This window comes from Pseudomonas sp. IT-347P, assembly GCF_949768005.1.
Taxonomy (GTDB): domain Bacteria; phylum Pseudomonadota; class Gammaproteobacteria; order Pseudomonadales; family Pseudomonadaceae; genus Aquipseudomonas.
Genome location: NZ_CATKPQ010000060.1, coordinates 165861 through 189139, shown reverse-complemented (window position 1 = coordinate 189139; position 23279 = coordinate 165861). Strand labels below are relative to the sequence as shown.

Sequence of the window (23279 nt, the reverse complement as noted above, 5' to 3'; positions counted from 1 at the left end):
GTGCTTTATGGGCCGCCTTCGCGAGCAAGCTCGCTCCCACAGGGATTTGTGTTTTGAACGCAGTCCAATGTGGGAGCGAGCTTGCTCGCGAAGGGGCCATCAGCCCATCGACTGTCTTAAGGTTGGAATGCGCCAATGAAAATCGCCGGATCCACCCGCGCGTCATTCAGGCTTACATTCCAGTGCATGTGCGGCCCGGTCGCTCGACCGGTCGAGCCCACCTTGCCGACCACCGCGCCCCGCGCCAGTTGATCGCCGACCTTCACATCAATCTTCGACATATGGCAGAACATGCTGATAAAGCCCTGCCCATGGTCGACAAACACGGTGTTGCCATTAAAGAAGTAGTTGCCAGTGAGAATGACTTTACCTGCTGCAGGTGTCTTGATCGGCGTCCCCGCCGGCACGGCAAAGTCGAGGCCAGCATGGGGATTGCGTTCCTCACCATTAAAGAAGCGACGCACGCCAAACTTGCTCGACAGCGGCCCGTTCACCGGTTTGTCCAGCAGCAGATTGCTCGGCGTGTTCGGGCTGAAGCTGCGGTAGGCCTTGATCTGCTCGGCCAGTTCACCTTCGATGCGCTTGAGGTTCGACTGATCCGGATTGACTTGCTGCTTGTTCTTCAGAGTGATGCGTTGTTCCGGGTATTTCTTGTTGCCCACAGTAAACGGCAGGTTGCGCCCGCCACTGCTGATCTGCTGCGCGCCGGGCTTGACCGTTAACGGCACACCGACGATCGCCAGCCAATTGTTTTGTTCTTTCACCACCAGCACTGGTTTGCCTTGATACGTGGCTTTCGGTGCCTGCGCGGCGCTGCCCAGATCAACCACTGCCACACCGCCCGGCACCGGTTTGTTCAGCAGCCGGGTGATGTAACTGTCGGCGTGGGCGTTAAAGGTCAGACACAGCAAAAACAGTGGAGCCAGAAAACGCGGCATGGATCAGTCCAGTAAAGAGAGGGTGACAGGCGTCAGGTGATTGTCCTCGACGCGCACGTGCAGTTCGCCTTCGCCGAGTTTGGCTTTCAGGCGCTGGCCGGTGTGGGTCTGCGCAGCGTTGCGGATCGCATGACCGCGTTCATCGAGCAAAATGCTGTAACCGCGGCCGAGCGTTGCCAGCGGGCTGACCACATGCAGCGTCTGCATCTGGCTGTGCAGTTGCAGGCGACGGCTCTTCAGGCCTTCACGCATGGCACGGGGCAGGCGTTCGGCGAGGCTGTCGAGGCGCTGGCGCAACATCGCCAGTTGCCGTCCCGGATGCTGCCCGGCGAGGCGGGTTTCCAGGCGGATCAGACGTTCGCGGCGGGTGTTGAGATGACGCTCGAAGGCGCGGCGCATGCGCATGTCCAGATCATCCAGGCGCTGCGCTTGCTGGCGCAGTCGCTCGCCGGGATGGCGCAAGCGACGGGCCATGCCTTCCAGGCGCAGGCGATCACGCATCAAGCGGTCACGCATACGCATTACCAAGCGACGATGCAGGCTTTCGACCTGACGGATCAAATGACTGGAATCCGGGGCGAGCAGTTCAGCGGCAGCGGACGGCGTGGGTGCGCGCACGTCGGCGACAAAGTCGCTGATCGACACGTCGGTTTCGTGGCCGACGGCGCTGACAATCGGCGTCACGCAAGCATCGACCGCACGCGCCACGGCTTCTTCGTTGAAGCACCAGAGGTCTTCCAGTGAGCCGCCACCACGGGCGAGGATCAGCGCGTCGAAGCCACGGGCATCGGCCATTTTCAAAGCACGGACGATTTGCGCGGTGGCTTCGCGGCCCTGCACGGCGGTCGGAATCAACGTTAACTGAACCTGCGGCGCACGTCGGCGGAACACGCTGATGATGTCGCGAATCACCGCGCCGGTGGGCGAACTGATGATGCCGATGCGCTGCGGATGCGCGGGCAACGGCACTTTGCGTTCGGCACTGAACAGACCTTCGGCGCTGAGCTTTTCTTTCAGCGCATCGAAGGCCAGGCGCAGCGCACCGTCACCGGCCGGTTCGACGGTGTCGAGAATCAACTGATAGTCGCCACGCCCTTCGAACAGCGAAACCTTGCCGCGCACCTTCACCGCCAGGCCATCCTTCAGCGCCTGACGCACCCGCGCGGCGTTCTGCCGGAACAACGCGCAACGCACCTGCGCGCCGCTGTCCTTGAGGGTGAAATAGATGTGGCCGGACGCCGGGCGGGCGAGGTTGGAGATTTCGCCTTCGACCCAGATGTTGCTGAACACGTCTTCGAGCAACACCCGCGCGCGGCCGTTGAGCTGGCTGACGGTCAGGACTTCACGGTCCAGGCCAAGTCTTGCAAAGGGATCTTTAATCATGGGGCGCAGTTTAAAGGCATTTGCCGTTGAATCACCATCGATCTCCTGTAGGAGTGAGCCTGCTCGCGATAGCGGAGTGTCAGTCGCAAAATGGGTTGAATGTTCAACCGCTATCGCGAGCAGGCTCACTCCTACAAGGGATTTGTAAAAGTCTGGATGAAGTGTTGAATCAGTGGCGTGGGGTTCTGGCGATAGGCGAGGGCGACGGTGCTTTGGCAGTCGGGATCGGCTAGCGGCAAAAAACGTACGCCGCTCGGGGCGATGTCCTGCATGGATTCCGGCAATAGAGCGACGCCGAATCCGGCCTGGATCAACTGCAATTGCGTGGTTTTACGCGACATCACTCGCGCCGCTTTCGGGAAGAAGCCCTGGCGCATGCACAAGTCAGCACACAGATAACTCAAGCCGCCGCGTTGAGGATGCGGGATCGAGATGAACGCTTCGTCCTTCAACTGTGCCAGTTCAACGGTATTGGACATCGTCAGTCGATGATCGGCCGGCACTGCCAGTAGCAAGCGCTCCGTAAACAGCGGTACGAGTTGAATGCCTTCGCGCTGGCGAAGCACGGGCAGGCGCAGCAAGCCAATATCGAGTCGGCCTTCCGCCAACTCTTCCAATTGCGCCTCGGAAGACAACTTGCCGATATCCAGCGATACGCCGGGTTGCTGCTCAAGGTAGGCGCCGATATCGCGGAGCAAGCGACCGCTGATCGACACGGTGCTGGAGTGGCTGAGGCGCAATGTGCCGAGTTGGCCATTGCCGACCTCAGTGGCCATGGCGCTGGCCTTACCCAATTCATTGAGCAGATTGCGCGCTCGCGGCAAAAACGCTTCGCCCGCCGCCGTGAGTCGAGGCTGGCGCGCCGTACGTTCGAACAGCGGAGTTTGCAGGCGGGTTTCCATGTCCTTGATCTGCCGGCTCAGCGCTGACTGCGCAATAAACAGGCGGTCAGCGGCGGCACTGAAACTGCCGCATTCGGCGATTTCGACGAAGTAACGCAATTGACGGGTTGAAAGCACAGTCATGCCTTTTCGAGATGGGTGAGCGACCCGGAAGATATTAGTCGCAAGCCTTGGCACTGGCTAAAGTCATCTCAGGCGTATCAAGGAAGCGCATCGATGAGCGTGGCGGTGTTGTTGAGTGAGTGGTCGTGGGGTGCCGGTGGTTGGGCCGTGATCGGGCTGGGCATCGCCCTGGCTTACATCGTGTTCGGCATTGCAGGGTTTGGCACAGCGTTGGTGGCGGGGCCGATCCTGATTCTGTTCATGCCGCTGTCGAAGATTGTGCCGTTGTTGGTGCTGCTGGATTTTGTCGCGGCGTTCGGCAATCTGCTGCCGTCACGGCGGGATGTGGCTAAACCCGAGTTGTTGCGGCTGCTGCCGTGTATGGCGATCGGTTGTACGTTGGGGGTGATTTTCCTGCTCAACCTGAAATCAGATCTGTTGCTGTTGTTGATGGGGCTGTTTATCAGCGCTTATGCGATTTACAGCCTGTGGGTGAAAGCCCGACCCGCGCAATTGTCGGCGGCCTGGGCGGTGCCGATGGGGACGGTGGGCGGGTTGTTCGGCGCGCTGTTCGGCAGTGGCGGCTTTCTCTATGCGATCTATCTCAACAGTCGGCTGCCGAAAGACGCCGCGCGCGCCACGCAAAGTGCGCTGATCAGTTGCAGCACGGTGGTGCGTTTGAGCCTGTTCGCCATCGCCGGTGTATATGCCGAGCTACCCTTGTTGGTGCTGGCGCTGTGTCTGTTGCCGGCCATGGCGCTGGGGCTGTGGATCGGCCGGCGCTTGACCATGAAATTGTCCCGCGAAGCGTTTGTGCGGCTGGTGACATGGCTGGTGCTGGCGAGCGGGATTGCCTTGATCGGGCGCTACCTCAGCACTTGACCGGATTTTGTCAGGGATTAAGCTGCCGGCCGCGCTGACGCCTTCGCGGGCAAGCCCGCTCCCACAGAGTTCTTTGGTGTACACGACTTTTGTGTTCGGCTGAGATCCCTGTGGGAGCGGGCTTGCCCGCGAAGGCGGCGGAGTAAGCACCGCAGAACTTCCATTTGACGTCGTAGGCTGCACCATGAATTCGCAAAGCATCATCGTCCCGAAAATCTCCACCCTGCCGGTCCACGAACCCCGGGCTCGGGCGATCGTGCGCTGGCTGGTGCGCAAAAACATCATCAAGGAAGAGCTGTCGACCTGCGGCCGCACCGGCAACCGCATGGCTTACGCGATTGCCGATGGCGCCCGTGCCGTGGTGCTGCACCCGCAGGCGCTGCCATTCGGCGAGCCGATCAACGGCCTGGAGATTGTCACCAAGCGCTGCATCTACACCCCAGCCAAGGGTTTTCTCGAAGAGGCCGGTTGCCCGGAGTGCCGCCGCGAGGTCGGCGAAGCGTTGTTCGAAAGCCTTGAAGACTGGTTTCCAGGCCGAACCGACAACTTCACCTGCCCCGAATGCGGGCATGAAGACGACATCAACGGCTTTCTGTACTTGCAGGAATGTGCGTTCTCCAACCTCGGCTTCATCTTCAACAACTGGCTGGAAGCCGGTTTCAAGCAAAGCTTTATCGATGAGTTCGCTGATTGGCTCGATCAACCTGTCTCCTGGGTCAAGGTGGAGCTGTAGTGGCGGGGGTCTCCGTATATCAGCAACATTGATATTAAGCTGAGTTTTACATTGAACAGCAGAGGGTGGATGACTATAATGGCGCGCTTCCATTTTCCCGCTCGGGAGCCCCCGCGATGCTGCGTATCAGCCAAGAAGCTCTGACATTCGACGACATTCTCTTAGTGCCCGGTTATTCCGAGGTACTTCCTAACGAAGTCAGTCTCAAGACCCGCCTTACCCGTGGCATCGAGCTGAACATTCCTCTGGTTTCTGCTGCAATGGACACCGTCACTGAAGCCCGTCTGGCAATCGCCATGGCTCAGGAAGGTGGCATCGGCATTATCCACAAGAACATGACCATCGAGCAGCAAGCTGCCGAAGTGCGTAAGGTCAAGAAGTTCGAAGCCGGCGTCGTCAAGGATCCGATCACCATCGAGGCTGATGCCACGGTGCGTGACCTGTTCGAATTGACCCGCATGCACAACATTTCCGGCGTTCCGGTGCTGCACGATGGTGACCTGGTCGGCATCGTCACTTCCCGCGACGTGCGTTTCGAAAACCGTCTGGAAGCCACTGTCCGTGAAGTGATGACGCCTAAAGAGCGTCTGGTCACGGTCAAGGAAGGCGCCGACAAGAACGACGTGCGCGAACTGCTGCACAAGCACCGCATCGAGCGCGTGCTGATCGTCGACGACAAATTCGCCCTCAAAGGCATGATGACCGTCAACGACATCGAAAAAGCCAAAGCGTACCCGCTGGCCAGCAAGGACGATCAAGGTCGTCTGCGCGTCGGTGCTGCGGTCGGCACCGGTAAAGACACCGGTGATCGCGTCACCGCCCTGGTTAACGCCGGCGTTGACGTGGTTGTAGTCGACACCGCGCACGGCCATTCCAAAGGCGTGATCGACCGCGTTCGCTGGGTCAAAGAGAATTTCCCTGAAGTGCAGGTGATCGGCGGCAACATTGCCACCGGCGCTGCTGCCAAGGCTCTGGCCGAAGCGGGCGCTGACGCAGTCAAGGTCGGTATCGGCCCTGGCTCGATCTGCACCACCCGTATCGTCGCCGGTGTCGGCGTCCCGCAAATCAGTGCCATCGCCAACGTCGCCGCTGCCCTTGAAGGCACTGGCGTTCCGTTGATCGCCGACGGCGGCATCCGTTTCTCCGGTGACCTGTCCAAGGCCATCGTCGCCGGTGCTTCCTGCGTGATGATGGGTTCGATGTTCGCCGGTACTGAAGAAGCGCCGGGCGAGATCGAACTGTTCCAGGGCCGTTCGTACAAGGCGTATCGCGGCATGGGTTCGCTGGGCGCCATGTCCCAGGCACAAGGTTCTTCCGACCGTTACTTCCAGGACTCCTCGGCCGGCGCCGAGAAACTCGTTCCGGAAGGCATCGAAGGCCGTGTGCCGTACAAAGGCACCCTGAGCGCGATCATTCACCAGTTGATGGGCGGTCTGCGTTCCTCGATGGGCTACACCGGCAGCGCCAACATCGAAGAAATGCGCACCAAGCCTGAATTCGTGCGGATCACCGGCGCTGGCATGGCCGAATCCCACGTGCACGACGTGCAGATCACCAAAGAAGCGCCAAACTACCGCGTAGGTTGAGCCTTCAAGCAACAAGCAAAGCAACCGGGGCTGTTTGATTCAGCCCCGAGTTGTTTCTGAATCACGACTGTTTCTGAATGACTTAGACGAGACTGAATCATGGCCCTCGATATTCACGCTCACCGCATCTTGATCCTCGACTTCGGTTCGCAATACACCCAATTGATCGCCCGCCGCGTGCGCGAAATCGGTGTGTACTGCGAACTGCACCCGTTCGACATGGACGAAGATGCGATCCGCGAATTCGCTCCTAAAGGCGTCATCCTCGCCGGCGGCCCCGAGTCCGTGCACGTCGCTGACAGCCCGCGCTGCCCACAGGCAGTATTCGATCTGGGCGTACCGGTCTTCGGTATCTGCTACGGCATGCAGACCATGGCCGAGCAATTGGGCGGCAAGGTGGAAGGTTCCGAACTGCGTGAGTTCGGCTACGCCCGTGTGGACGTGGTCGGCAAGAGCCGCCTGCTCGACGGCATCGAAGACCACATCGACGCTGACGGCCTGTTCGGCCTCGACGTATGGATGAGCCACGGTGACAAGGTCACCAAAATGCCGGAAGACTTCCACATCCTCGCCAGCACCCCGAGCTGCCCGATCGCCGGTATGTTCAACGATGACCGCGGCTACTACGGCGTGCAGTTCCACCCGGAAGTGACCCACACCAAGCAGGGCGGTCGTATCCTCTCGCGCTTCGTTCTCGACATCTGCGGCTGTGAAGCGCTGTGGACGCCGTCGAAGATCGCTGAAGACGCCATCGCCAACATCCGCGCACAGGTCGGCTCCGACAATGTGCTGCTGGGTCTGTCCGGTGGTGTTGACTCTTCGGTCGTTGCCGCGCTGCTGCACAAAGCCATTGGCGATCAACTGACCTGCGTCTTCGTCGACAACGGCCTGCTGCGTCTGCACGAAGGCGAGCAAGTGATGGCCATGTTCGCCGAGAACATGGGCGTCAAAGTGATCCGCGCCAACGCTGAAGAGCAATTCCTGAACAACCTGGCCGGCGAAGCCGATCCGGAGAAGAAGCGCAAGATCATCGGTCGCACCTTTATCGACGTCTTCGATGCCCAGTCGAACAAACTGGAAAACATCAAGTACCTCGCTCAGGGCACCATCTACCCGGACGTGATCGAATCGGCTGGCGCGAAAAGCGGCAAGGCCCACGTGATCAAGTCGCACCACAACGTGGGCGGCCTGCCGGAAGAGATGAACCTGAAACTGGTCGAGCCACTGCGCGAACTGTTCAAGGACGAAGTCCGTCGGCTGGGTCTGGAACTCGGCCTGCCATACGATATGGTTTACCGTCACCCGTTCCCGGGCCCGGGCCTGGGCGTGCGCATCCTCGGTGAAGTGAAAAAGGAATACGCCGACCTGCTGCGTCGCGCTGACCACATCTTCATCGAAGAACTGCGCAAAGCCGACTGGTACCACAAGGTCAGCCAGGCTTTCGTGGTGTTCCAGCCAGTGAAATCGGTTGGCGTGGTCGGCGACGGCCGTCGTTACGCTTGGGTGGTTGCCCTGCGTGCTGTAGAAACCATCGACTTCATGACTGCGCGTTGGGCTCACCTGCCTTACGAACTGCTGGAAACCGTATCCGGCCGCATCATCAATGAAATCGAAGGCATCTCCCGCGTCACTTACGACGTGTCGAGCAAGCCGCCGGCGACGATTGAGTGGGAGTGATCCCGCTACAAGTCGATTAACGAAAAACCCTTGGCTTGAAGCCAGGGGTTTTTTCGTTTCATGCCCTGAAAAACCGGTCAGCCGGGTAGGCGACTTTGCAGGGTCAGGCCGATTTCTATCAGGCGTTGGGATAACGCGCCGATGTCACGGAACATGATGCCGCTGATCCGTGGCATCGACTGTGCCCAGATGTAAACCTGACCATCCCTTCTGCAATTCACCACTGTTCGAACAATATTGCTGGAACTGTCGCGACGCACGAGCATGTAGGCATTCTGCGTTTTTTCAAACAGGAACATGCCGTTGCGATTCAGCAGTGCATTCACGGTTGCCTCAGTCCATTGCGGCACAGGTGTTTCGATCTGCAAGCGTAGATCCGCGAATAGAAAGTCGGAGGAGTTGCGCGTCGATGCCCCGTTATCAAACGGACCCCGAGCGAGTTCCAGTCCCGGGTCGATTCTGATACCGGCTACTTCGGTGGATACCGCTTCTTCAATCCGTAAACCGATGCCGCCTCTGAGTTCGCTGATGCCTGGTAAATTTCTGAAGGTATTGGTGTTGGTTGTTTCGACCAAGGCAACCCATTTGCCGGGTCTGTTGAGGAGCGCGTCACCCCACATGATTTGAGAGGCGAGTCGGGCGTGGATCATCTGCTCTTCGATCGAGGTGAGCGGTATCTTCAGCTTGTAAGTGTGCGCGACTTCAAGACCCTGGGTCCGGATGTTATTGGCCTGGGCAGCCTTGACCAGTTCAAGGATGTTGAATCGCTCATCAGGGTCGGTACCCAGGCTGGACAAGTAACCTCGAAGATCCTCTGACATCTCTCCCGACAGGTAAAAGTCGTTGAGATCTGTCTGGGCAAAATCACTCAACAAACCGCGAACGTACAGTGTGTTGATATGCCGTGCGAACGCCGGCATGTTTTCGATCATGAAACGCATGCTGGCGATGCGATCAAGGGTTTCGCCGACGACCAGTCCATCGGTATTGGCAAAAATGCGATCAATCAACTCAGCCGTCTGCATGTCGGGATCGATTGGCGGGATGACTGGCCGTGTGGGCAGGTTGGTCCAGTTCAGCTCTGAGTAATACTCTTTGGCCTCGTTTAGCAGGGACGTGCGTCTGTCGCGGAAATAGGCCGCATACGTATCGGCAGTTGATGGTTTAACGCGGTTTGCACTGGAGACCTCGGCGAAAGTCTCGGGCAAGTTCATTGCCCATCTTTTCATTTTCGCCATGTCCATTCCCGCGATGTCGTTGAGGGGCGTCACCAGGCGCAGTGGTCGCGCAACCGGTGAAACCGCTTCGACGAGGGGAAGCTCGGCTGACGGCGTTGATGAAACCGGGACCGAAGGGGAGGACGGGTCAGTGTCCAGTAAACAGGCCTTGCCCACGCATTGGCCGCCGCCCCTGAGACGCAACGCGGGTATGCGTTCCCACTTGCCGCTACTGCCGAAGCGTACTGGCAACGAGTAAGCGAACTGATTGGGGCGCTCGGGATCGACGATGGCCCAGTTGCCAGCGTCTTCAGAGTCGGCAAAGTAGCGCACGTAGTACGCGTTACCCTCCATTTCGATGGCATAGCCCGGTTCCTTGTCCAGACGGTATATGCCCTCATATTTACCTGGCGCTGCCTCTGCAGAACGCTGTGCAAGTAATTCGTTGCATCGATAGCTGGCAGGAGGCTTTGGAAAAGACGAACCTTGGCGCGTCGCAGTGGCCAACTCCTGGGTGGACGTGATGGTAGTCTCGCTGGGGATTTCGTTTGCCTCCTCAGTGGGCATCTCTGGATCAACCGCCGTGACTGGCGGTTGATCCACAGGCGGCAAGAGTGGTGTCTCAGGCGAAGTAAACTCGATCAACCCGCGCATTTCTTCAGCTTCGGCAAACTCCACCTGCGGGCCCACTTCAAGTTGCGCGCCAGTGCTGATCAGAAATGGAATGTTGAACACAATTTCGATCGCATTGAGCACTGCGCCGGCCACACCGGCTTTGCGTTCGGTCGGCGTAGAACCGTTGACGGCCTGATCGATGTTCAGCCCCGTGTTCGCGATACTGGCGCCAATCACAGGCAACGCCAAAGGCCAGCCCACAGCTGCCATCGGGCCGAATACTTTCAGACCGGCGCTCAAATAACCTATCCAGAGTTTTTTACGCAGAGCACTGTTGGACGTGAGTACCAGGTGCGCTTCGGCAACCATGCCTGTGCGTGTCGAGTCGCTTAACCAAGTGAATGCGTCACCGCTGATCGCGGCGTTGCCGCGGTTGATCATTCGGTGATCACTGTGACCCCAGGTGCTCACCAGGTTATTCATCAGGTTGGTGAGGTTGTCGGTCATGCGATTGCGGTCCGCCAACGGGAAATGCTTGAGAAATGCCGTGCGCTTGTCGTCTGAATTCATCTGCTCAAGCATCCACCAATGCAGATCCGCTTCATTGTCCATCAACAGGAATGCCCGGGCTTCGCCTGGCCAGTAAAGGGTCTGGCGGCCACTGCTTTCCACCAGACGCAGCCCATTGAAGGCTACGTGGCCATCGAGATCCAGTGTCCGCACTTCAGCACCGACCGGGTGTAACGCTTGCAGCATTTGCAAGGTAACGGGCCAGGTGACGGGTCCGATTACCGAACCGACGATGCGCTGAAAATCAGTTCCATCCAGGTCACCCTGTTGCAGTGCCTGCACCGCCAGACTGAGAAAGTTGCACTTTGCCAGGGCGCGGAAGTTATCCGACGAGGTTCGCCAGAATGTCGTCAGTTGACCTATGTAGCGCGCGCTGAAGTCGACGTCCCAGAATACCTTCAGCACGTCGCTGCCCAGTAATCGGACTTCATTGTTCTGATTGAAGTTTTCCGCCTCCGGGCCATCCGAGTAGAAGCCACAGTAAAGGCCTAGGAGATCGGCGTTGTCTTGATCGGTCGCACGAAAGCGATGGATCACCAGCTGCGTGAGGGTGAGCGTTTCGTAAGGCTTTTCCAGCAAATGCTCCCAACCCGTGAAGGTCAGCGCGCTGCTCTGCGCCGTTTTGAAACGGTGGAAGTAAACCCGGTCGGGATCGAGGCTGGACAGTCCTTTGTCCGCCAGGATTTCGTTGGCGACTTGACGGGCTGCGTCGTTCAGACTCGGGCAGGTCTGCACGATCGTCGCGGCAATGGTCTTGAGGGCAGTTTTGTCTGCAGCGTTAGGCAGGAGACGTCGTTCGGGGGAGGTCATGGGTTCTTCATCCTTGAGAAACAAAGAGTGAGCATGATCGATTCGCTCAAGGGGAGTGCACTATCCGGCTACCGCAAAGTGCCCCTGTTGATAATAGAGTGGGAGTGATGGAGGAGGACGGCTTGTCCGGCATCCTCCAGGCACCTGTTGCCGGTATCAAAGATATTGGGATCGAATGAGATCTGTATCGAACGGCGTCAGCTCTTGATCTGGCGCAAACACTGTCTGCGACTATTGCGCAGAGTCTACTGGCTGATCAGCCTCAATCAGGAATACGGCTACGCAATATCAGCCCGGTATCGGACAACCGCTGAGACATCTCCTTCAGGTTGGCGAATTCGATGTCATTCACACGCTGCCACGCAGGTCGATGGAGAGAGACTTTGCCGTCACTCGATCGAGTGATCGGTGTGCGCTGGAGCAGGCCTTGTTTGCTGCGGTGGATCAGCGTGTAGCGGTCACCCGTTTTTTCGAACAGGTACATGCCGCGCCTGTACAACAGATTCGCCAGCGATTCTTCGGTCCAGGTCACTTCGGGTGCGGGCATTCTCAAGCGTAAATCGGCGCGAAGAAGGTCTGGATTGCCGCGCTGGACGGCGCTACCGGACGGGTTGCCTCGCGGGACTTCAAGGCCCGGGTCGACATCGACACCCAACTGCTCACCGGCGCCGACTTCTTCGATTCGCAGGCCGATTCCTCCCTTCAATTCGCTGATGCCCAACAGTCCTCTGAAGGTGTTGGTGTTTTGAGCATCGATTACGACGATCCATTTCTGCGGGCTATTGAGGTAGACGTCACCGGTCATGATGTCGTTTGCCAGGTAGGTGCCCATCATTCGCTCGTCGACGAAGGGCAGCGGCGTTTTCATTTTGTAACTCGCGGCGCAATCAATTGCCTGTACCCGAACCCTGTTCGCCTGCGCGACCTCGACCAGTTTCAGCGGGTTGAATTGCCCGCCAGGATCAGTGCCGAGACTGTCCAGGTAAGTGCGCAAATCTGCGCTCATATTGCCGCTGGTGAAGTAGCGATTCAGCTCCACCTGCGCGAAATCGCTGAGCAGTCCGCGCATGTAGAGGGTTTTGGCGTGGCGGGCCAGCGCCGGCATGTTTTCAATCAGAAAACGCATGGTGGTGATGCGATCAAGGGTTTCTCCCACCACCAGCCCTGAAGCGTTTGCAAACACGCTATCGACAAGGTCGGTCAGTGGCATCAGGCCGCTGACTTCGGGTATCGCCGGACGTGCAGGCTGAATGACCCACGGCAGGTTCTTGAAAAAGTTTCTGGCTGCGCTTTGCAGGAGTTTGCGTTTGCCCGCGGCATATACCTCAAAGGGATCGTCCATGTCGAAACCACCCGTGCCGTCGGGCTCTAACTCGGCATGGGTTTCGTTGAGGCTCAACGCCCAGGCTTTTAGCGAACGACGCACCGCCGGGTCGATGTCGTAGGCACTGGTCACCGGGCGCGGGGGGCGCGGTGCCGATGGTTGCGGTTCTGCTGCCTCTTGAGTGGGTGCCTCGGGCGGTGCCGGTTCGAAGGTGTCGAGTTCCAGATCAGGGGTGCATTGTTTGCCCATGCATTGACCGCCACCCTTGAGGCCCAGTGCTGACATTCGCTCCCATTCACCTTCGGCATTGAGGCGGACCGGCAAGGCGTGGACAAACTGGTTGGGGCGCTCCGGGTCAACGATTGCCCAGTCGCCAGCGCCGCGAGAATTGGCGAAATAGCGTACATAGTACGGCGCGTCATTCATCAGAATGGCATAGGGCGGGTCCGAGTCGAGACGGTGGATACCGTGGAACCTCCCGGCCTCCTCGCCGAGTGGGGTGCCGTCAAGCAGCTCGTTGCATTGATAGCGTTCGGGTACCGGTGGCGCAACGTCGTTCTGCGCCGGAACCAATACCGTTTCATCCAGATTCGGCCCAGCGATGTCGACATCGTCCGGCACCATGAACTGTAGTGGGCTCTCGGCTTTGGCAGCAGGATCCAAGGCTTCGCTGTACCGGGCCATTTCTGCCGCCTCCGCCGCATCGACCTCGGCGCCAATCTCCGGCATCGGTCCGGTGCCGATCAGCAATGGAAGATTGAATAACAGGTTGATGCCACTCAATACCGCACCCAACACGCCCGCCTTGCGTTCGGCGTCAGTCTTGCCGGTTTGCGCCTGATCGATATTCAGGCCCATGCTGGCAATGGTCGCGCCAATGACCGGTAATGCCAGCGGCCAGCCGACAGTGGCCATCGGTCCAAACACTTTGAGTCCCGCACTCAGATAACCGATCCACAATTTTTTACGCAAGTCGCCATTGGACGTCAGGGATAGGTGAGCTTCAGCAAACATCGCCTGACGTGTGGTGTCGCGCAGCCAACTGAACGCATCTTCGCTCAGCACCTGGTTTGTGCGGTTGATCAGGTGGTGGTCGGCCCGGCCCCAGCTGGCCACCAATCGATTCATCAGATCGGTGATGTTCTCGTTCATGTGTTGACGATCTGCGAGGGCAAAATGGTTCAGGAAGGTGGCGCGGCGTTTTGCGTCGTTCAGTTGATCCAGCACCCACCAATGCAGATCCGCCGCCGTTTCCTTGAGCACGAACGGTTCGGCTTCACCGGGTAGATAGATAATCTGCCGGCCGGCGGAATCGACGATGCGCAGCAATTGCGTAGCGACATGCCCGTCGATGTCGAACGCACATACGTTACCCGATGGAGTGTGGCGCGCCTGCAGCATGCTCAGGCTCACCGGCCAACTGACGGGCCCCGTCACTGAGTCCACCAGCCATTGAAAGTCACTGCGGGTGAGTTGCCCAAGGTCCAGCGCCTGCACCGCACGGCTGAGGAAATTGCACTTGGCCAACGCGCGGAAGTCCTCGCCGTGGCTGTTCCAGAAATCCGTCAGGGTGGCGCTGTAGTGACCACTGAAATCGAGGCTCCAGAAGGCGCTCAGGACCTCATTGCCATGCAGGCACACCTGGTTTTTTTCGCCGAAATTTTCGCTCTGCGGACCCTCCGTGTAGAAACCACCGTACACATCGAGAAGGTCGGCGTTGTCCTGATCGGTGGCGCGAAAACGATGAATGACCAGCTGTGTCAGGGTCATCGATTCGTAGGGTTTTTCGCGGATGTGCTCCCAGCCGGTAAACGAGCGGGAGCTGCTCTGGGCTGTCCTGAAACGGTGGAAATAAACCTGATCCGGATCGAGGCCCGACAGGCCTTTTGCTTCCAGCAGATCCCGGGCGGCTTGACGGGCGGCGTCCTGCAGGCCGGGGCAATTTTGCACGACGGTAAAGGCGATTCGCTTCAGCGCCGCTTTGTCTGCCGCGTTCGGTAAAGGGCTTTGTTGGGGGGCGTACATGCTTTCTCCATCCTTGAGAAATGAAGGCCGAGCATGGCCGATTCGCACAAGGGGAGTGCACTACATATGTACCGCACATGATCGTTTGAAACGTGTCGGGGTCAGCGCCGTGCCACGTCGGAAAAGTAGAACTTGTCCAACGTGTGCCGCGATTCGGTGTACTCGAACTGACGACCGTCCTGGAGAAAGGTCTGGTTGCTGACCACAATCACATGGCTCTGGCCGTCAAGGTCCAGGTGCAGTTGGTCGTCCTTGCTGCGCGGCACCGCTTCGATGGTGCGTTGGGCGTAGGCAATCTGTAGCTGCAGGGTCTGTTCGATATGCGCGTAGATCGACTGCTCCGCGATATCGAGGGACAGGCCGGGAATCACTTCGCTGACGAAGTGGTTGATGTCGAGGATCACGCGTTTGCCGTCAATGCGCCGCACACGCTTGATCCGGGTGATGAGGCTGCCGGGTTCGGCATGGATGTGGTCGAGCAGGGCGCCTTCGAGCGGGATCTGGCTCAGCTCGACCACTTCGGTGCTGACGTCGTTGCCCAGGCGCGGGTAAGTTTCCTGGAAACTGACGATACCGCCGAGCTGGAACTCGATCGGGTTAGTCGACAGGACGAAGGTGCCCTTGCCGTGGATTTTCTGCGCAAAGCCGCGTTCCTGAAGCAGTTCGATGGCCTTGCGCACCGTGCCCCGGCTGGCCTGATAGCTGTCCATCAATTCGGTTTCCGAAGGCAGGCGGGCGCCACGCTCCAGGCGTTCAGTCGTGATGCTGGCCAGCAGATCGCTATAGATCTGGTTGTATTTGCTCATGGGTAGGCTCGGTGCCGACTGTGCTGAAAGTTTCGAACCTTAAGGCCAGGGTAGGGCTTTGTCCATGTGGGCAATGGAATTCACCTTCAGATCGGGTAGGAAAATTCGCCGTAGGTCTGGCGGGAATATCCACAAACAAACTCGTCTGTACGAGTTGTTGCATTAACTCGTACAGACGAGTATTTTTCGTTTCGGCGTGCTGCCAATAACAACAATCCATAGCGGAAGAACTAGCATGAGCCACGACTATCCGAACATCGCCAGGCAATTGCTGCAAAGCCTCGGCGGCGCCGACAACCTCGAACAGGCTGCCCATTGCGTCACGCGGTTGCGACTGGCACTGAAGGACCCGAGCCGGGTGGACAGTACCACCCTGAATCAGATCGACCTGGTCAAAGGCTCGTTCTTTACTGGCGGCCTTTATCAGGTGGTGATCGGACCGGGCGAAGTGGAAAAGGTCTATGCCGAACTGCGTCGCCAGACCGGCCTCGCGGCGTCGACCATCGCTGACGTCAAACAGAAAAGCGCAGAGAAGATCAACGCCCTGCAGCGTCTGGTGCGGGTGTTTTCCGACGTGTTCATGCCCATCCTCCCGGCGCTGATCATTGCCGGCCTGCTGATGGGGATCAACAATCTGCTAGGCGCCAAAGGCATATTCATCGAAGGGCAGACCCTGCTCGATGCCTACCCGAACCTCGAAGGGCTGTGGAGCCTGATCAACCTGATGGCCAACACCTCGTTCGTGTTTCTGCCGGCACTGGTAGGCTGGTCGGCGGCCAAACGCTTCGGCGGCAGCGAGATCCTCGGCATCGTGCTCGGCCTGATGCTGGTGCACCCGGATCTGCTCAACGCCTGGAACTACGGCAAGGCCGTCGCCGGGCTGGACGGTCAGCATCTGCCGTACTTCGACATTCTTGGATTGTTTCAGGTGGAGAAGGTCGGTTATCAGGGGCAGATCCTGCCGATTCTGCTGGCTGCCTACGTGATGAGCGTCATCGAAAAATGGCTGCGCGCGCGCGTGCCCAACGCCATTCAATTGCTCGTTGTACCCATCACCACCATCGTCGTCACCGGCGTGCTGGCGCTGGCGGTGATCGGCCCGGTGACCCGCCACATCGGCATCTTCATTACCGAAGGGCTGGTCATGCTGTTTGACCTGGCGCCGATGCTGGGCGGCGCGATTTTCGGCCTGCTGTATGCGCCGCTGGTGATCACCGGCATGCATCACATGTTTCTCGCGGTCGACCTGCAATTGATCTCGACCCAGGGCGGGACGTTCATCTGGCCGATGATCGTCATGTCCAACCTCGCTCAAGGCAGTGCCGCGCTGGCGGTGTTTTACATGACGCGCAGTGCGCGGGACAAAAGCATGGCGTCTACATCGGCGATTTCCGCGTTTTTCGCCATCACTGAACCTGCCATGTTTGGCGTCAACCTGCGCTACAAGTTTCCGTTCTACGCCGCGCTGACCGGTTCGGCGCTGGGCTGCATCTTCTTGTCGTTGAACAAGATTCAGGCTTCGGCCATTGGCGTGGGTGGCCTGCCCGGTTTTATTTCGATCATGCCGCAATTCATCCCGATGTTTGTGATCGGGATGTTCATCGCCCTGGTTGTGCCGTTTGTTCTGACCTGTGCATTGAGCATGAAGATTGTCCGGCCCGGTTATCGGGTTGTCTGATCAAGCGCTTTCGCGAGCAGGTTCGCACCCACCGTTGATCGCATTTCAATGTGGGCGCGAGCTGCACGGATTTATTGAAGGAGTTGTGCCATGCAAGACTGGCAGCGTTCGGTGATCTACCAGGTCTATCCGAAGAGTTTTCATAGCCACGCGGGCAACCCGACAGGTGATCTGCTCGGCATCGTCGCCAAGCTCGACTATCTGCAGTGGCTGGGTGTCGACTGTTTGTGGATCACGCCATTCCTGCGTTCGCCGCAACGCGATAACGGTTATGACATCAGCGATTACTACGCCATTGACCCGAGCTACGGCAGCATGGCCGACTGCGAATTGCTGATCGCCGAAGCCGGCAAGCGCGGGATCAAGCTGATGCTCGACATCGTGGTCAATCACACCTCGATCGAACATGTGTGGTTTCAACAGGCACGCAGCAGCCTCGACAACCCTTACCGTGATTTCTACATCTGGCGCGATCAGCCTAACAACTGGGAATCCAAATTCGGCGGTTCCGCCTGGGAGTACGAAGCCCAGACCGGTCAGTATTACCTGCACCTGTTCGACCACACCCAGGCCGACCTCAATTGGGACAACCCCAAGGTGCGCGCTGAAGTGTTCCGGATGATGCAGTTCTGGCGGGACAAGGGTGTGGGTGGTTTTCGGCTGGATGTGATCAATCTGATCTCCAAGCCTGCGGACTTCCCCGAAGACAACAGCGATGGTCGACGCTTCTACACCGACGGGCCGAATGTCCACGCGTACTTGCAGCAGATGCACCGCGAAGTCTTCGAAGGCCACGATCTGATCAATGTCGGCGAGATGTCATCGACCAGCCTCGAACACTGCATTCGTTATTCGAATCCGCAGTCGAAAGAGCTGTCGATGACCTTCAACTTTCATCACTTGAAAGTCGATTATCCGAACCTGCAGAAGTGGGTGCGCGCCGATTTCGATTTCCTCCAGCTCAAGCGGATCCTGTCCGACTGGCAGACCGGCATGCAGGCCGGTGGCGGCTGGAACGCGCTGTTCTGGTGTAACCACGATCAACCGCGAGTGGTTTCGCGCTTTGGCAATGACGGCGAGTACCGCGAGCTTTCGGCGAAGATGCTCGGCACCGCACTGCACTTTCTGCAGGGCACGCCGTTCGTGTATCAGGGCGAAGAACTGGGCATGACCAATCCGGGGTTCGAGTCGATCGAGCATTATCGCGATGTCGAGACGCTGAACATCTTTCGCCTCAAGCGCGAGGCCGGCAGCAGCGATGCCGAGAACATGGCGGCGATCATGCAGAAATCCCGCGATAACGGGCGCACGCCGATGCACTGGGATGCGGGGCCAAACGCCGGTTTCAGCAGTGTCGAACCCTGGATCGGAGTGCCGGCCAATGCCGCGCAGATCAACGTCGCCAAGCAGCTTGATGACCCCGATTCGGTCTTGCATCACTACCGCAGTCTGATCGCGCTGCGTCGCCGTGAATTGCTGATCACCGAGGGGGTGTACCGACAATTACTGCCCGACCACCCGCAAGTCTGGGCCTATGTGCGTGAGGGCAACGCCGAGCGTTTGTTGGTGGTGAACAACTTCTACGGAACAACCTGTGAAGTGCAGTTACCGGCGACAGTCATTAGCGAGTCAATGAGCCAGCGCCAGTTGATCAGCAATTATCCGGACAGCCCGTTGCGTAAACAGCGGGTGGCTTTGCGACCTTACGAGTCCTTCGTCCTGCAGCTGATCGATCCCTGACGCTTAACTAAATAACCAACTTTCAAAAAACACGCAGAGCACTGCGCGGGGGACTTTTGCGCGCCGAATTCATGCAACCAGACAATAAAAACAATGGGGTGGCTTATGAAAACAACAATAAATCGCAGCCTTGCAGTCGCAGGTTTTTGCCTGGCCTTAGCGCCGACGTCACAAGCGCTGGAGTTTGGCGGTTACCTGCGCAGCGGTATCGGCACGTCAGTCAACAGCAGCGGTCAGTCGTGCTTCCAGTTACCGGGGGCGCAGACCAAATATCGCTTGGGTAACGAGTGCGAGCAGTACGGCGAACTCGAATTGCGTCAGGACCTGTACACCCTCGACGACGGTTCGGTACTGAGTGTCGACGGTATGGCCTCGTTGTATAACCGCTACGATCGCAGCCCCACCTTCAAAGACAATAACGGTTCGATCCGCTTGCCGCAGGCTTATGCACAGTGGTCGGCGATGCCCGCGCTCAACGGTGGTTCATTGTGGGCCGGGCGCCGTTACTACAAACGCAACGACATCCATATTTCCGACTTCTACTACTGGAACCAGAGCGCCACGGGAGGCGGGGTCGAAGACGTGTTGATCGGCGATCTGAAATACAGCTACGCCTTCTCGCGCAAGGACAATCTGTACCAGAAGGACTCCATCAATCGGCACGACTTCAACGTTGCCGGTTTCCAGACCAACCCGGGCGGTGAGCTGGAGTTCGGCTTGAGCTATATCGACAAACCCGACAGCCGCGATGCCCACCGGGGCTGGGCGATCACCACGCAACATGTGCAAACGGATTTTCTCGGCGGCAAGAACAAACTGGCGCTGCAATACGGTGAAGGGCCGGGCACCGGGCTGGGCTATACCGGTAACGTCAAACTGGACGACAGTAATAAAAGTTACCGGATTGTCGAGTTCTTCGACTGGCAAGTGACACCGCGCTTCGGTGGCCAGGTCGCGGCGGTGTACCAGAAAGACATTCGCCCGGACGGTGTCGACCAGAACTGGATCTCGCTGGGTGTGCGGCCTACCTACGCGCTCGGCGAACACTTCAAACTGGTCAGCGAACTGGGCCACGATCAAGTCGAAGCTCCCGGCGGCACGCGCAAACTGAGCAAATTCACGTTTGCCCCGACCTGGTCGCCCAAAGGCCCGGAGTTCTGGGCGCGACCCGAGATACGGCTGTATTACACGTACGCCACGTGGAACGAGGCGGCCAAACGGGCAGCCAACCAACTGGCCAAAGGCTCGGCACTGTCTGATACCGGCGCCTTTGGTAGCGCTCGCCACGGTGCGAATGTCGGAATGCAGGTCGAATACTGGTGGAAATAAGCGATGCTGGTGGAGCGTCGCGCTCCATGGGCACTTCAAAGCACAAAACTGCAGGTGACGTCATGGCCACACCCCAACCATTACAACTGCTGGCTCCCTTGTCCGGTGTCCTGATGGCGCTGGAACAGGTACCCGATCCGGTGTTTTCCGGGCGCGTGATCGGCGACGGTCTGTGCATCGACCCGACCTCGTCGATCTTGTGTGCGCCCATCGCTGGTGTCATCAGCAACGTGCAGGCCAGCGGGCATGCCGTGAGCATCACCGATAACCAGGGCGTGCAGGTCTTGATGCATATCGGCCTCGATACGGTGAACCTCGGCGGGCAAGGCTTCACCCGTCTGGTTGAAGAGGGGCAGCGGGTCGCTGCCGGAGAGGCGTTGATCGAGTTCGACGCCGATTACATTGCCCGACAGGCGCGCAGCCTGATGACACTGATGCTGGTGGTCAGCGGTGAACCGTTTACCTGGTTGGTCGCGTCGAGCGGACGGGTCGAAACCGGCGAGCCGCTGCTTGAGCTGGTCAGCGCACAGGCGATCAGCGAAGAGCCGGTCGCAGTAGAAAGTCCGAGCGTGTTTTCACAGCCTTTGAAGCTAGCCAACCCCAATGGTCTGCACGCGCGTCCCGCAGCGGTGTTCGCGCAAGCGGCAAAGGGCTTCGCGGCAAAGATTTACCTGCATAAACAGCAGGCTCAGGCCAACGCCAAGTCCCTGGTGGCGATCATGGCGTTGCAGACCGCGTTCGGCGACAGCGTGCAGGTCAGCGCCATGGGCGAAGATGCTGATGAAGCCATCGATGTGCTAACCCGGCTACTGGCCGAGGGCTGCGGTGAGACGGTGACGGCGCTGGCACCTGTCGAGGCGGTTGAAACCGAGGTTCTGACCCTGCTGCGCGGCGTCTGCGCATCACCCGGTTCGGCGTTGGGCCAGGTGGTGCAGATCAGCGAACCGGTGTTCGATGTCAGCGAGTTCGGTGGCGGATCAGAGCTGGAACGTGCAGCCCTCGCCAATGCCCTGATCGAAGCGGATCTGGCCTTGCAGCATTTGCGCGACACCGCCGCTGGCGAGGCCGAAGCCGAAATCTTCAAGGCGCATCAGGAACTGCTCGAAGATCCGGGCCTGCTCGATCAGGCACAGGCGTTGATCGATGCGGGCAAAAGTGCGGCGTTCGCCTGGCGTGCAGCCACGGACGAGACGGCAGCGATGTTTCGCCAACTGGGCAGTGCGCTGTTGGCCGAACGGGCGGCGGATCTGACCGATGTCGGGCGCCGCGTGCTCAAGTGTCTGCTGGGCATTGGCGAGCAGGCGCTGGAGCTGCCACAAGACAGCATTCTGATCGCCGATCAACTGACCCCGTCGCAGACCGCCAGCATCGATACCAGCAAAGTGCTGGGCTTCGCTACGGTCGGTGGCGGCGCAACCAGTCACGTGGCGATTCTCGCCCGCGCCTGTGGTCTGCCGTCGATCTGCGGAGTGCCGGTGCAGATGCTCGCGCTGAGCAACGGCACTCCGGTCTTGCTCGATGCCGACAACGGCGAGTTGCATGTCCATCCCGATCCTGCGGCCGTCAATCGATGGCAGGCGCAGCACGCGCAACAGCGCCAACGCCATGAGCAGGAACTGGCCAACGCTACGCTCGCGGCGCGGACCCGTGACGGGCATCTCGTCGAGGTTTCGGCCAACGTCGCCTCGTTGTCTGAAACCGAGCAGGGCATGGCTATGGGCGGTGCCGGCGTCGGCCTGCTGCGTTCGGAGTTTCTCTATCTGGGCCGCAACCACGCGCCGGGGCATGACGAACAGGTTGCCACCTACAGCGCCATCGCTCGCTGTGTCGGACCTGCGCACAATCTGGTGGTGCGCACCCTTGATGTCGGTGGCGACAAACCGCTGGCCTACATGCCCATGGAGAGCGAAAGCAATCCGTTTCTGGGCATGCGCGGCATTCGGTTGTGCCTGGAACGTCCGCAGTTATTGCGTGAGCAGTTTCGGGCCATGCTCGGTTGCTGCGAGCTGACGCGCTTGCACATCATGTTGCCGATGGTCACGCAACTGTCGGAGCTGCGTCTGGCGCGGCAGATGCTCGACGAGGAAATCCTCGCGCTGGGGCTAACGCAACGGCCGAAACTGGGGATCATGATCGAAGTGCCGGCCGCGGCGCTGATGGCGGACCTGTTTGCGCCGCTAGTGGATTTCTTCTCGATCGGCACCAATGACCTGACGCAGTACACCTTGGCGATGGATCGCGATCACCCGCGTCTGGCCGGTCAGGCGGACAGTTTTCATCCCTCGGTATTGCGCCTGATCGCCATGACCGTGAAGGCCGCGCACGCCCATGGGAAGTGGGTCGGTGTGTGCGGGGCGATGGCTTCCGAACGTCTGGCGGTGCCGTTGTTGCTCGGGTTGTGTGTGGATGAACTGTCGGTGAGCGTGCCGATGATTGCGCCGGTCAAGGCAACAGTGCGCGAGCTGGCGCTGGCCGATTGTCAGATCATCGCCCGACAGGTGCTCGGTCTGGAAAGCGCCGGGCAGGTGCGCGAGGCGTTACAGCTGTTCCACGAGGCAACCGTCGATGCTTTGCGGGTTCTGGAGAACTGAAGATGTTGGATAAATTGCAGAAGGCTTTCTGGAAGGCCCTGACCCCGGATCTGGTGGTGGACACACCCGACGTACCGGCCGAATCGACCGACGGATTGAGTGCCGCCATCGTCGCGGCGCTGGGTGGTGCGGACAACCTTCAGTCGCAGCAACCGCTGGCGTTGACGCGGGTTCGGGTTGTCCTGCGTGATGTGTCGATCATCGATCAACAGGCCTTGAGCGCCGCCGGTGTCGCGGGCGTGATGCCCTTGAAGGAGGGGGTTGTGCACCTGATTACCGGGCTCCGGCCTTAGGCCGTTCAGAGGCGTGCGGCCTCAGGTCGCCCTTACTGTTTCTCAACCGCAGGTGTATCGTATTCGCCTTTTGCAGGC

At 59.1% G+C, this 23279-nt stretch carries 15 protein-coding genes; 9 read left to right on the top strand and 6 right to left on the bottom strand.

The window, feature by feature from the left end; translation table 11 throughout:
• Positions 1 to 116: 116 nt before the first annotated feature.
• From ACM6IV_RS27765 to ACM6IV_RS27755, 3 genes are all read right to left on the bottom strand, one after another.
• The gene (locus ACM6IV_RS27765; protein WP_414872532.1) at positions 117 to 938 is read right to left on the bottom strand and encodes a peptidoglycan DD-metalloendopeptidase family protein; all 822 of its coding nucleotides are present in this window, start codon (positions 936 to 938) and stop codon (positions 117 to 119) included.
• A 3-nt stretch (positions 939 to 941) separates the two neighbouring features.
• Entirely contained in the window at positions 942 to 2321 is a 1380-nt protein-coding gene (gene xseA, locus ACM6IV_RS27760) for an exodeoxyribonuclease VII large subunit (protein WP_414872531.1), read from the bottom strand.
• A 131-nt stretch (positions 2322 to 2452) separates the two neighbouring features.
• Entirely contained in the window at positions 2453 to 3340 is an 888-nt protein-coding gene (locus tag ACM6IV_RS27755) for a LysR family transcriptional regulator (RefSeq protein ID WP_414872593.1), read from the bottom strand.
• A 99-nt stretch (positions 3341 to 3439) separates the two neighbouring features.
• Here ACM6IV_RS27755 and ACM6IV_RS27750 point away from each other — a divergent pair, with 99 nt between their 5' ends.
• The 4 genes from ACM6IV_RS27750 to guaA all read left to right on the top strand — a co-directional run bounded on the left by ACM6IV_RS27750 (position 3440) and on the right by guaA (position 8203).
• Complete coding sequence (locus tag ACM6IV_RS27750) at positions 3440 to 4207, top strand: sulfite exporter TauE/SafE family protein (protein WP_414872530.1); 768 nt, start codon at positions 3440 to 3442, stop codon at positions 4205 to 4207.
• A 184-nt stretch (positions 4208 to 4391) separates the two neighbouring features.
• On the top strand, positions 4392 to 4940 hold the full coding sequence (locus ACM6IV_RS27745) for a sugar ABC transporter ATPase (protein ID WP_414872529.1): 549 nt from the start codon (positions 4392 to 4394) through the stop codon (positions 4938 to 4940).
• Positions 4941 to 5056: 116 nt separating this feature from the next.
• Positions 5057 to 6526 carry an IMP dehydrogenase gene (gene guaB / locus ACM6IV_RS27740; RefSeq protein WP_414872528.1) on the top strand — a complete coding sequence of 490 codons (1470 nt, stop codon included), beginning with the start codon at positions 5057 to 5059 and terminating at the stop codon, positions 6524 to 6526.
• Between the two features lie 99 nt (positions 6527 to 6625).
• On the top strand, positions 6626 to 8203 hold the full coding sequence (gene guaA, locus ACM6IV_RS27735) for a glutamine-hydrolyzing GMP synthase (RefSeq protein ID WP_414872527.1): 1578 nt from the start codon (positions 6626 to 6628) through the stop codon (positions 8201 to 8203).
• A gap of 77 nt (positions 8204 to 8280) precedes the next feature.
• Here guaA and ACM6IV_RS27730 read toward each other — a convergent pair whose 3' ends face one another.
• The 3 genes from ACM6IV_RS27730 to treR form a co-directional block, all read right to left on the bottom strand.
• A complete protein-coding gene (locus tag ACM6IV_RS27730; protein ID WP_414872526.1) occupies positions 8281 to 11415 on the bottom strand; it encodes a membrane-targeted effector domain-containing toxin in 3135 nt (1044 codons plus the stop codon).
• A gap of 262 nt (positions 11416 to 11677) precedes the next feature.
• Positions 11678 to 14764, bottom strand: coding sequence for a dermonecrotic toxin domain-containing protein (locus ACM6IV_RS27725; RefSeq protein WP_414872525.1), 3087 nt, complete (start codon positions 14762 to 14764; stop codon positions 11678 to 11680).
• Between the two features lie 101 nt (positions 14765 to 14865).
• The gene (gene treR, locus ACM6IV_RS27720; protein ID WP_414872524.1) at positions 14866 to 15570 is read right to left on the bottom strand and encodes a trehalose operon repressor; all 705 of its coding nucleotides are present in this window, start codon (positions 15568 to 15570) and stop codon (positions 14866 to 14868) included.
• A 235-nt stretch (positions 15571 to 15805) separates the two neighbouring features.
• Between treR and treP the strand changes: the two genes are divergently transcribed.
• The 5 genes from treP (at position 15806) to ACM6IV_RS27695 (ending at position 23201) form a co-directional block, all read left to right on the top strand.
• Complete coding sequence (treP, locus tag ACM6IV_RS27715; protein WP_414872523.1) at positions 15806 to 17248, top strand: PTS system trehalose-specific EIIBC component; 1443 nt, start codon at positions 15806 to 15808, stop codon at positions 17246 to 17248.
• A gap of 90 nt (positions 17249 to 17338) precedes the next feature.
• Positions 17339 to 18988, top strand: coding sequence for an alpha,alpha-phosphotrehalase (treC, locus tag ACM6IV_RS27710; protein ID WP_414872522.1), 1650 nt, complete (start codon positions 17339 to 17341; stop codon positions 18986 to 18988).
• A 105-nt stretch (positions 18989 to 19093) separates the two neighbouring features.
• Complete coding sequence (locus ACM6IV_RS27705; RefSeq protein ID WP_414872521.1) at positions 19094 to 20317, top strand: maltoporin; 1224 nt, start codon at positions 19094 to 19096, stop codon at positions 20315 to 20317.
• Positions 20318 to 20379: 62 nt separating this feature from the next.
• Entirely contained in the window at positions 20380 to 22908 is a 2529-nt protein-coding gene (gene ptsP / locus ACM6IV_RS27700) for a phosphoenolpyruvate--protein phosphotransferase (RefSeq protein ID WP_414872520.1), read from the top strand.
• A 2-nt stretch (positions 22909 to 22910) separates the two neighbouring features.
• A complete protein-coding gene (locus ACM6IV_RS27695; RefSeq protein ID WP_414872519.1) occupies positions 22911 to 23201 on the top strand; it encodes a PTS transporter subunit EIIB in 291 nt (96 codons plus the stop codon).
• Positions 23202 to 23279 lie beyond the last annotated feature (78 nt).

Bases quoted from the DNA above. Each gene is read 5' to 3' on its own strand.
- ACM6IV_RS27765 (WP_414872532.1), bottom strand. From the start codon at position 938: ATGCCGCGTTTTCTGGCTCCACTGTTTTTGCTGTGTCTGACCTTTAAC.
- xseA (WP_414872531.1), bottom strand. From the start codon at position 2,321: ATGATTAAAGATCCCTTTGCAAGACTTGGCCTGGACCGTGAAGTCCTG.
- ACM6IV_RS27750 (WP_414872530.1), top strand. From the start codon at position 3,440: ATGAGCGTGGCGGTGTTGTTGAGTGAGTGGTCGTGGGGTGCCGGTGGT.
- ACM6IV_RS27745 (WP_414872529.1), top strand. From the start codon at position 4,392: ATGAATTCGCAAAGCATCATCGTCCCGAAAATCTCCACCCTGCCGGTC.
- guaB (WP_414872528.1), top strand. From the start codon at position 5,057: ATGCTGCGTATCAGCCAAGAAGCTCTGACATTCGACGACATTCTCTTA.
- guaA (WP_414872527.1), top strand. From the start codon at position 6,626: ATGGCCCTCGATATTCACGCTCACCGCATCTTGATCCTCGACTTCGGT.
- ACM6IV_RS27730 (WP_414872526.1), bottom strand. From the start codon at position 11,415: ATGACCTCCCCCGAACGACGTCTCCTGCCTAACGCTGCAGACAAAACT.
- ACM6IV_RS27725 (WP_414872525.1), bottom strand. From the start codon at position 14,764: ATGTACGCCCCCCAACAAAGCCCTTTACCGAACGCGGCAGACAAAGCG.
- treR (WP_414872524.1), bottom strand. From the start codon at position 15,570: ATGAGCAAATACAACCAGATCTATAGCGATCTGCTGGCCAGCATCACG.
- treP (WP_414872523.1), top strand. From the start codon at position 15,806: ATGAGCCACGACTATCCGAACATCGCCAGGCAATTGCTGCAAAGCCTC.
- treC (WP_414872522.1), top strand. From the start codon at position 17,339: ATGCAAGACTGGCAGCGTTCGGTGATCTACCAGGTCTATCCGAAGAGT.
- ACM6IV_RS27705 (WP_414872521.1), top strand. From the start codon at position 19,094: ATGAAAACAACAATAAATCGCAGCCTTGCAGTCGCAGGTTTTTGCCTG.
- ptsP (WP_414872520.1), top strand. From the start codon at position 20,380: ATGGCCACACCCCAACCATTACAACTGCTGGCTCCCTTGTCCGGTGTC.
- ACM6IV_RS27695 (WP_414872519.1), top strand. From the start codon at position 22,911: ATGTTGGATAAATTGCAGAAGGCTTTCTGGAAGGCCCTGACCCCGGAT.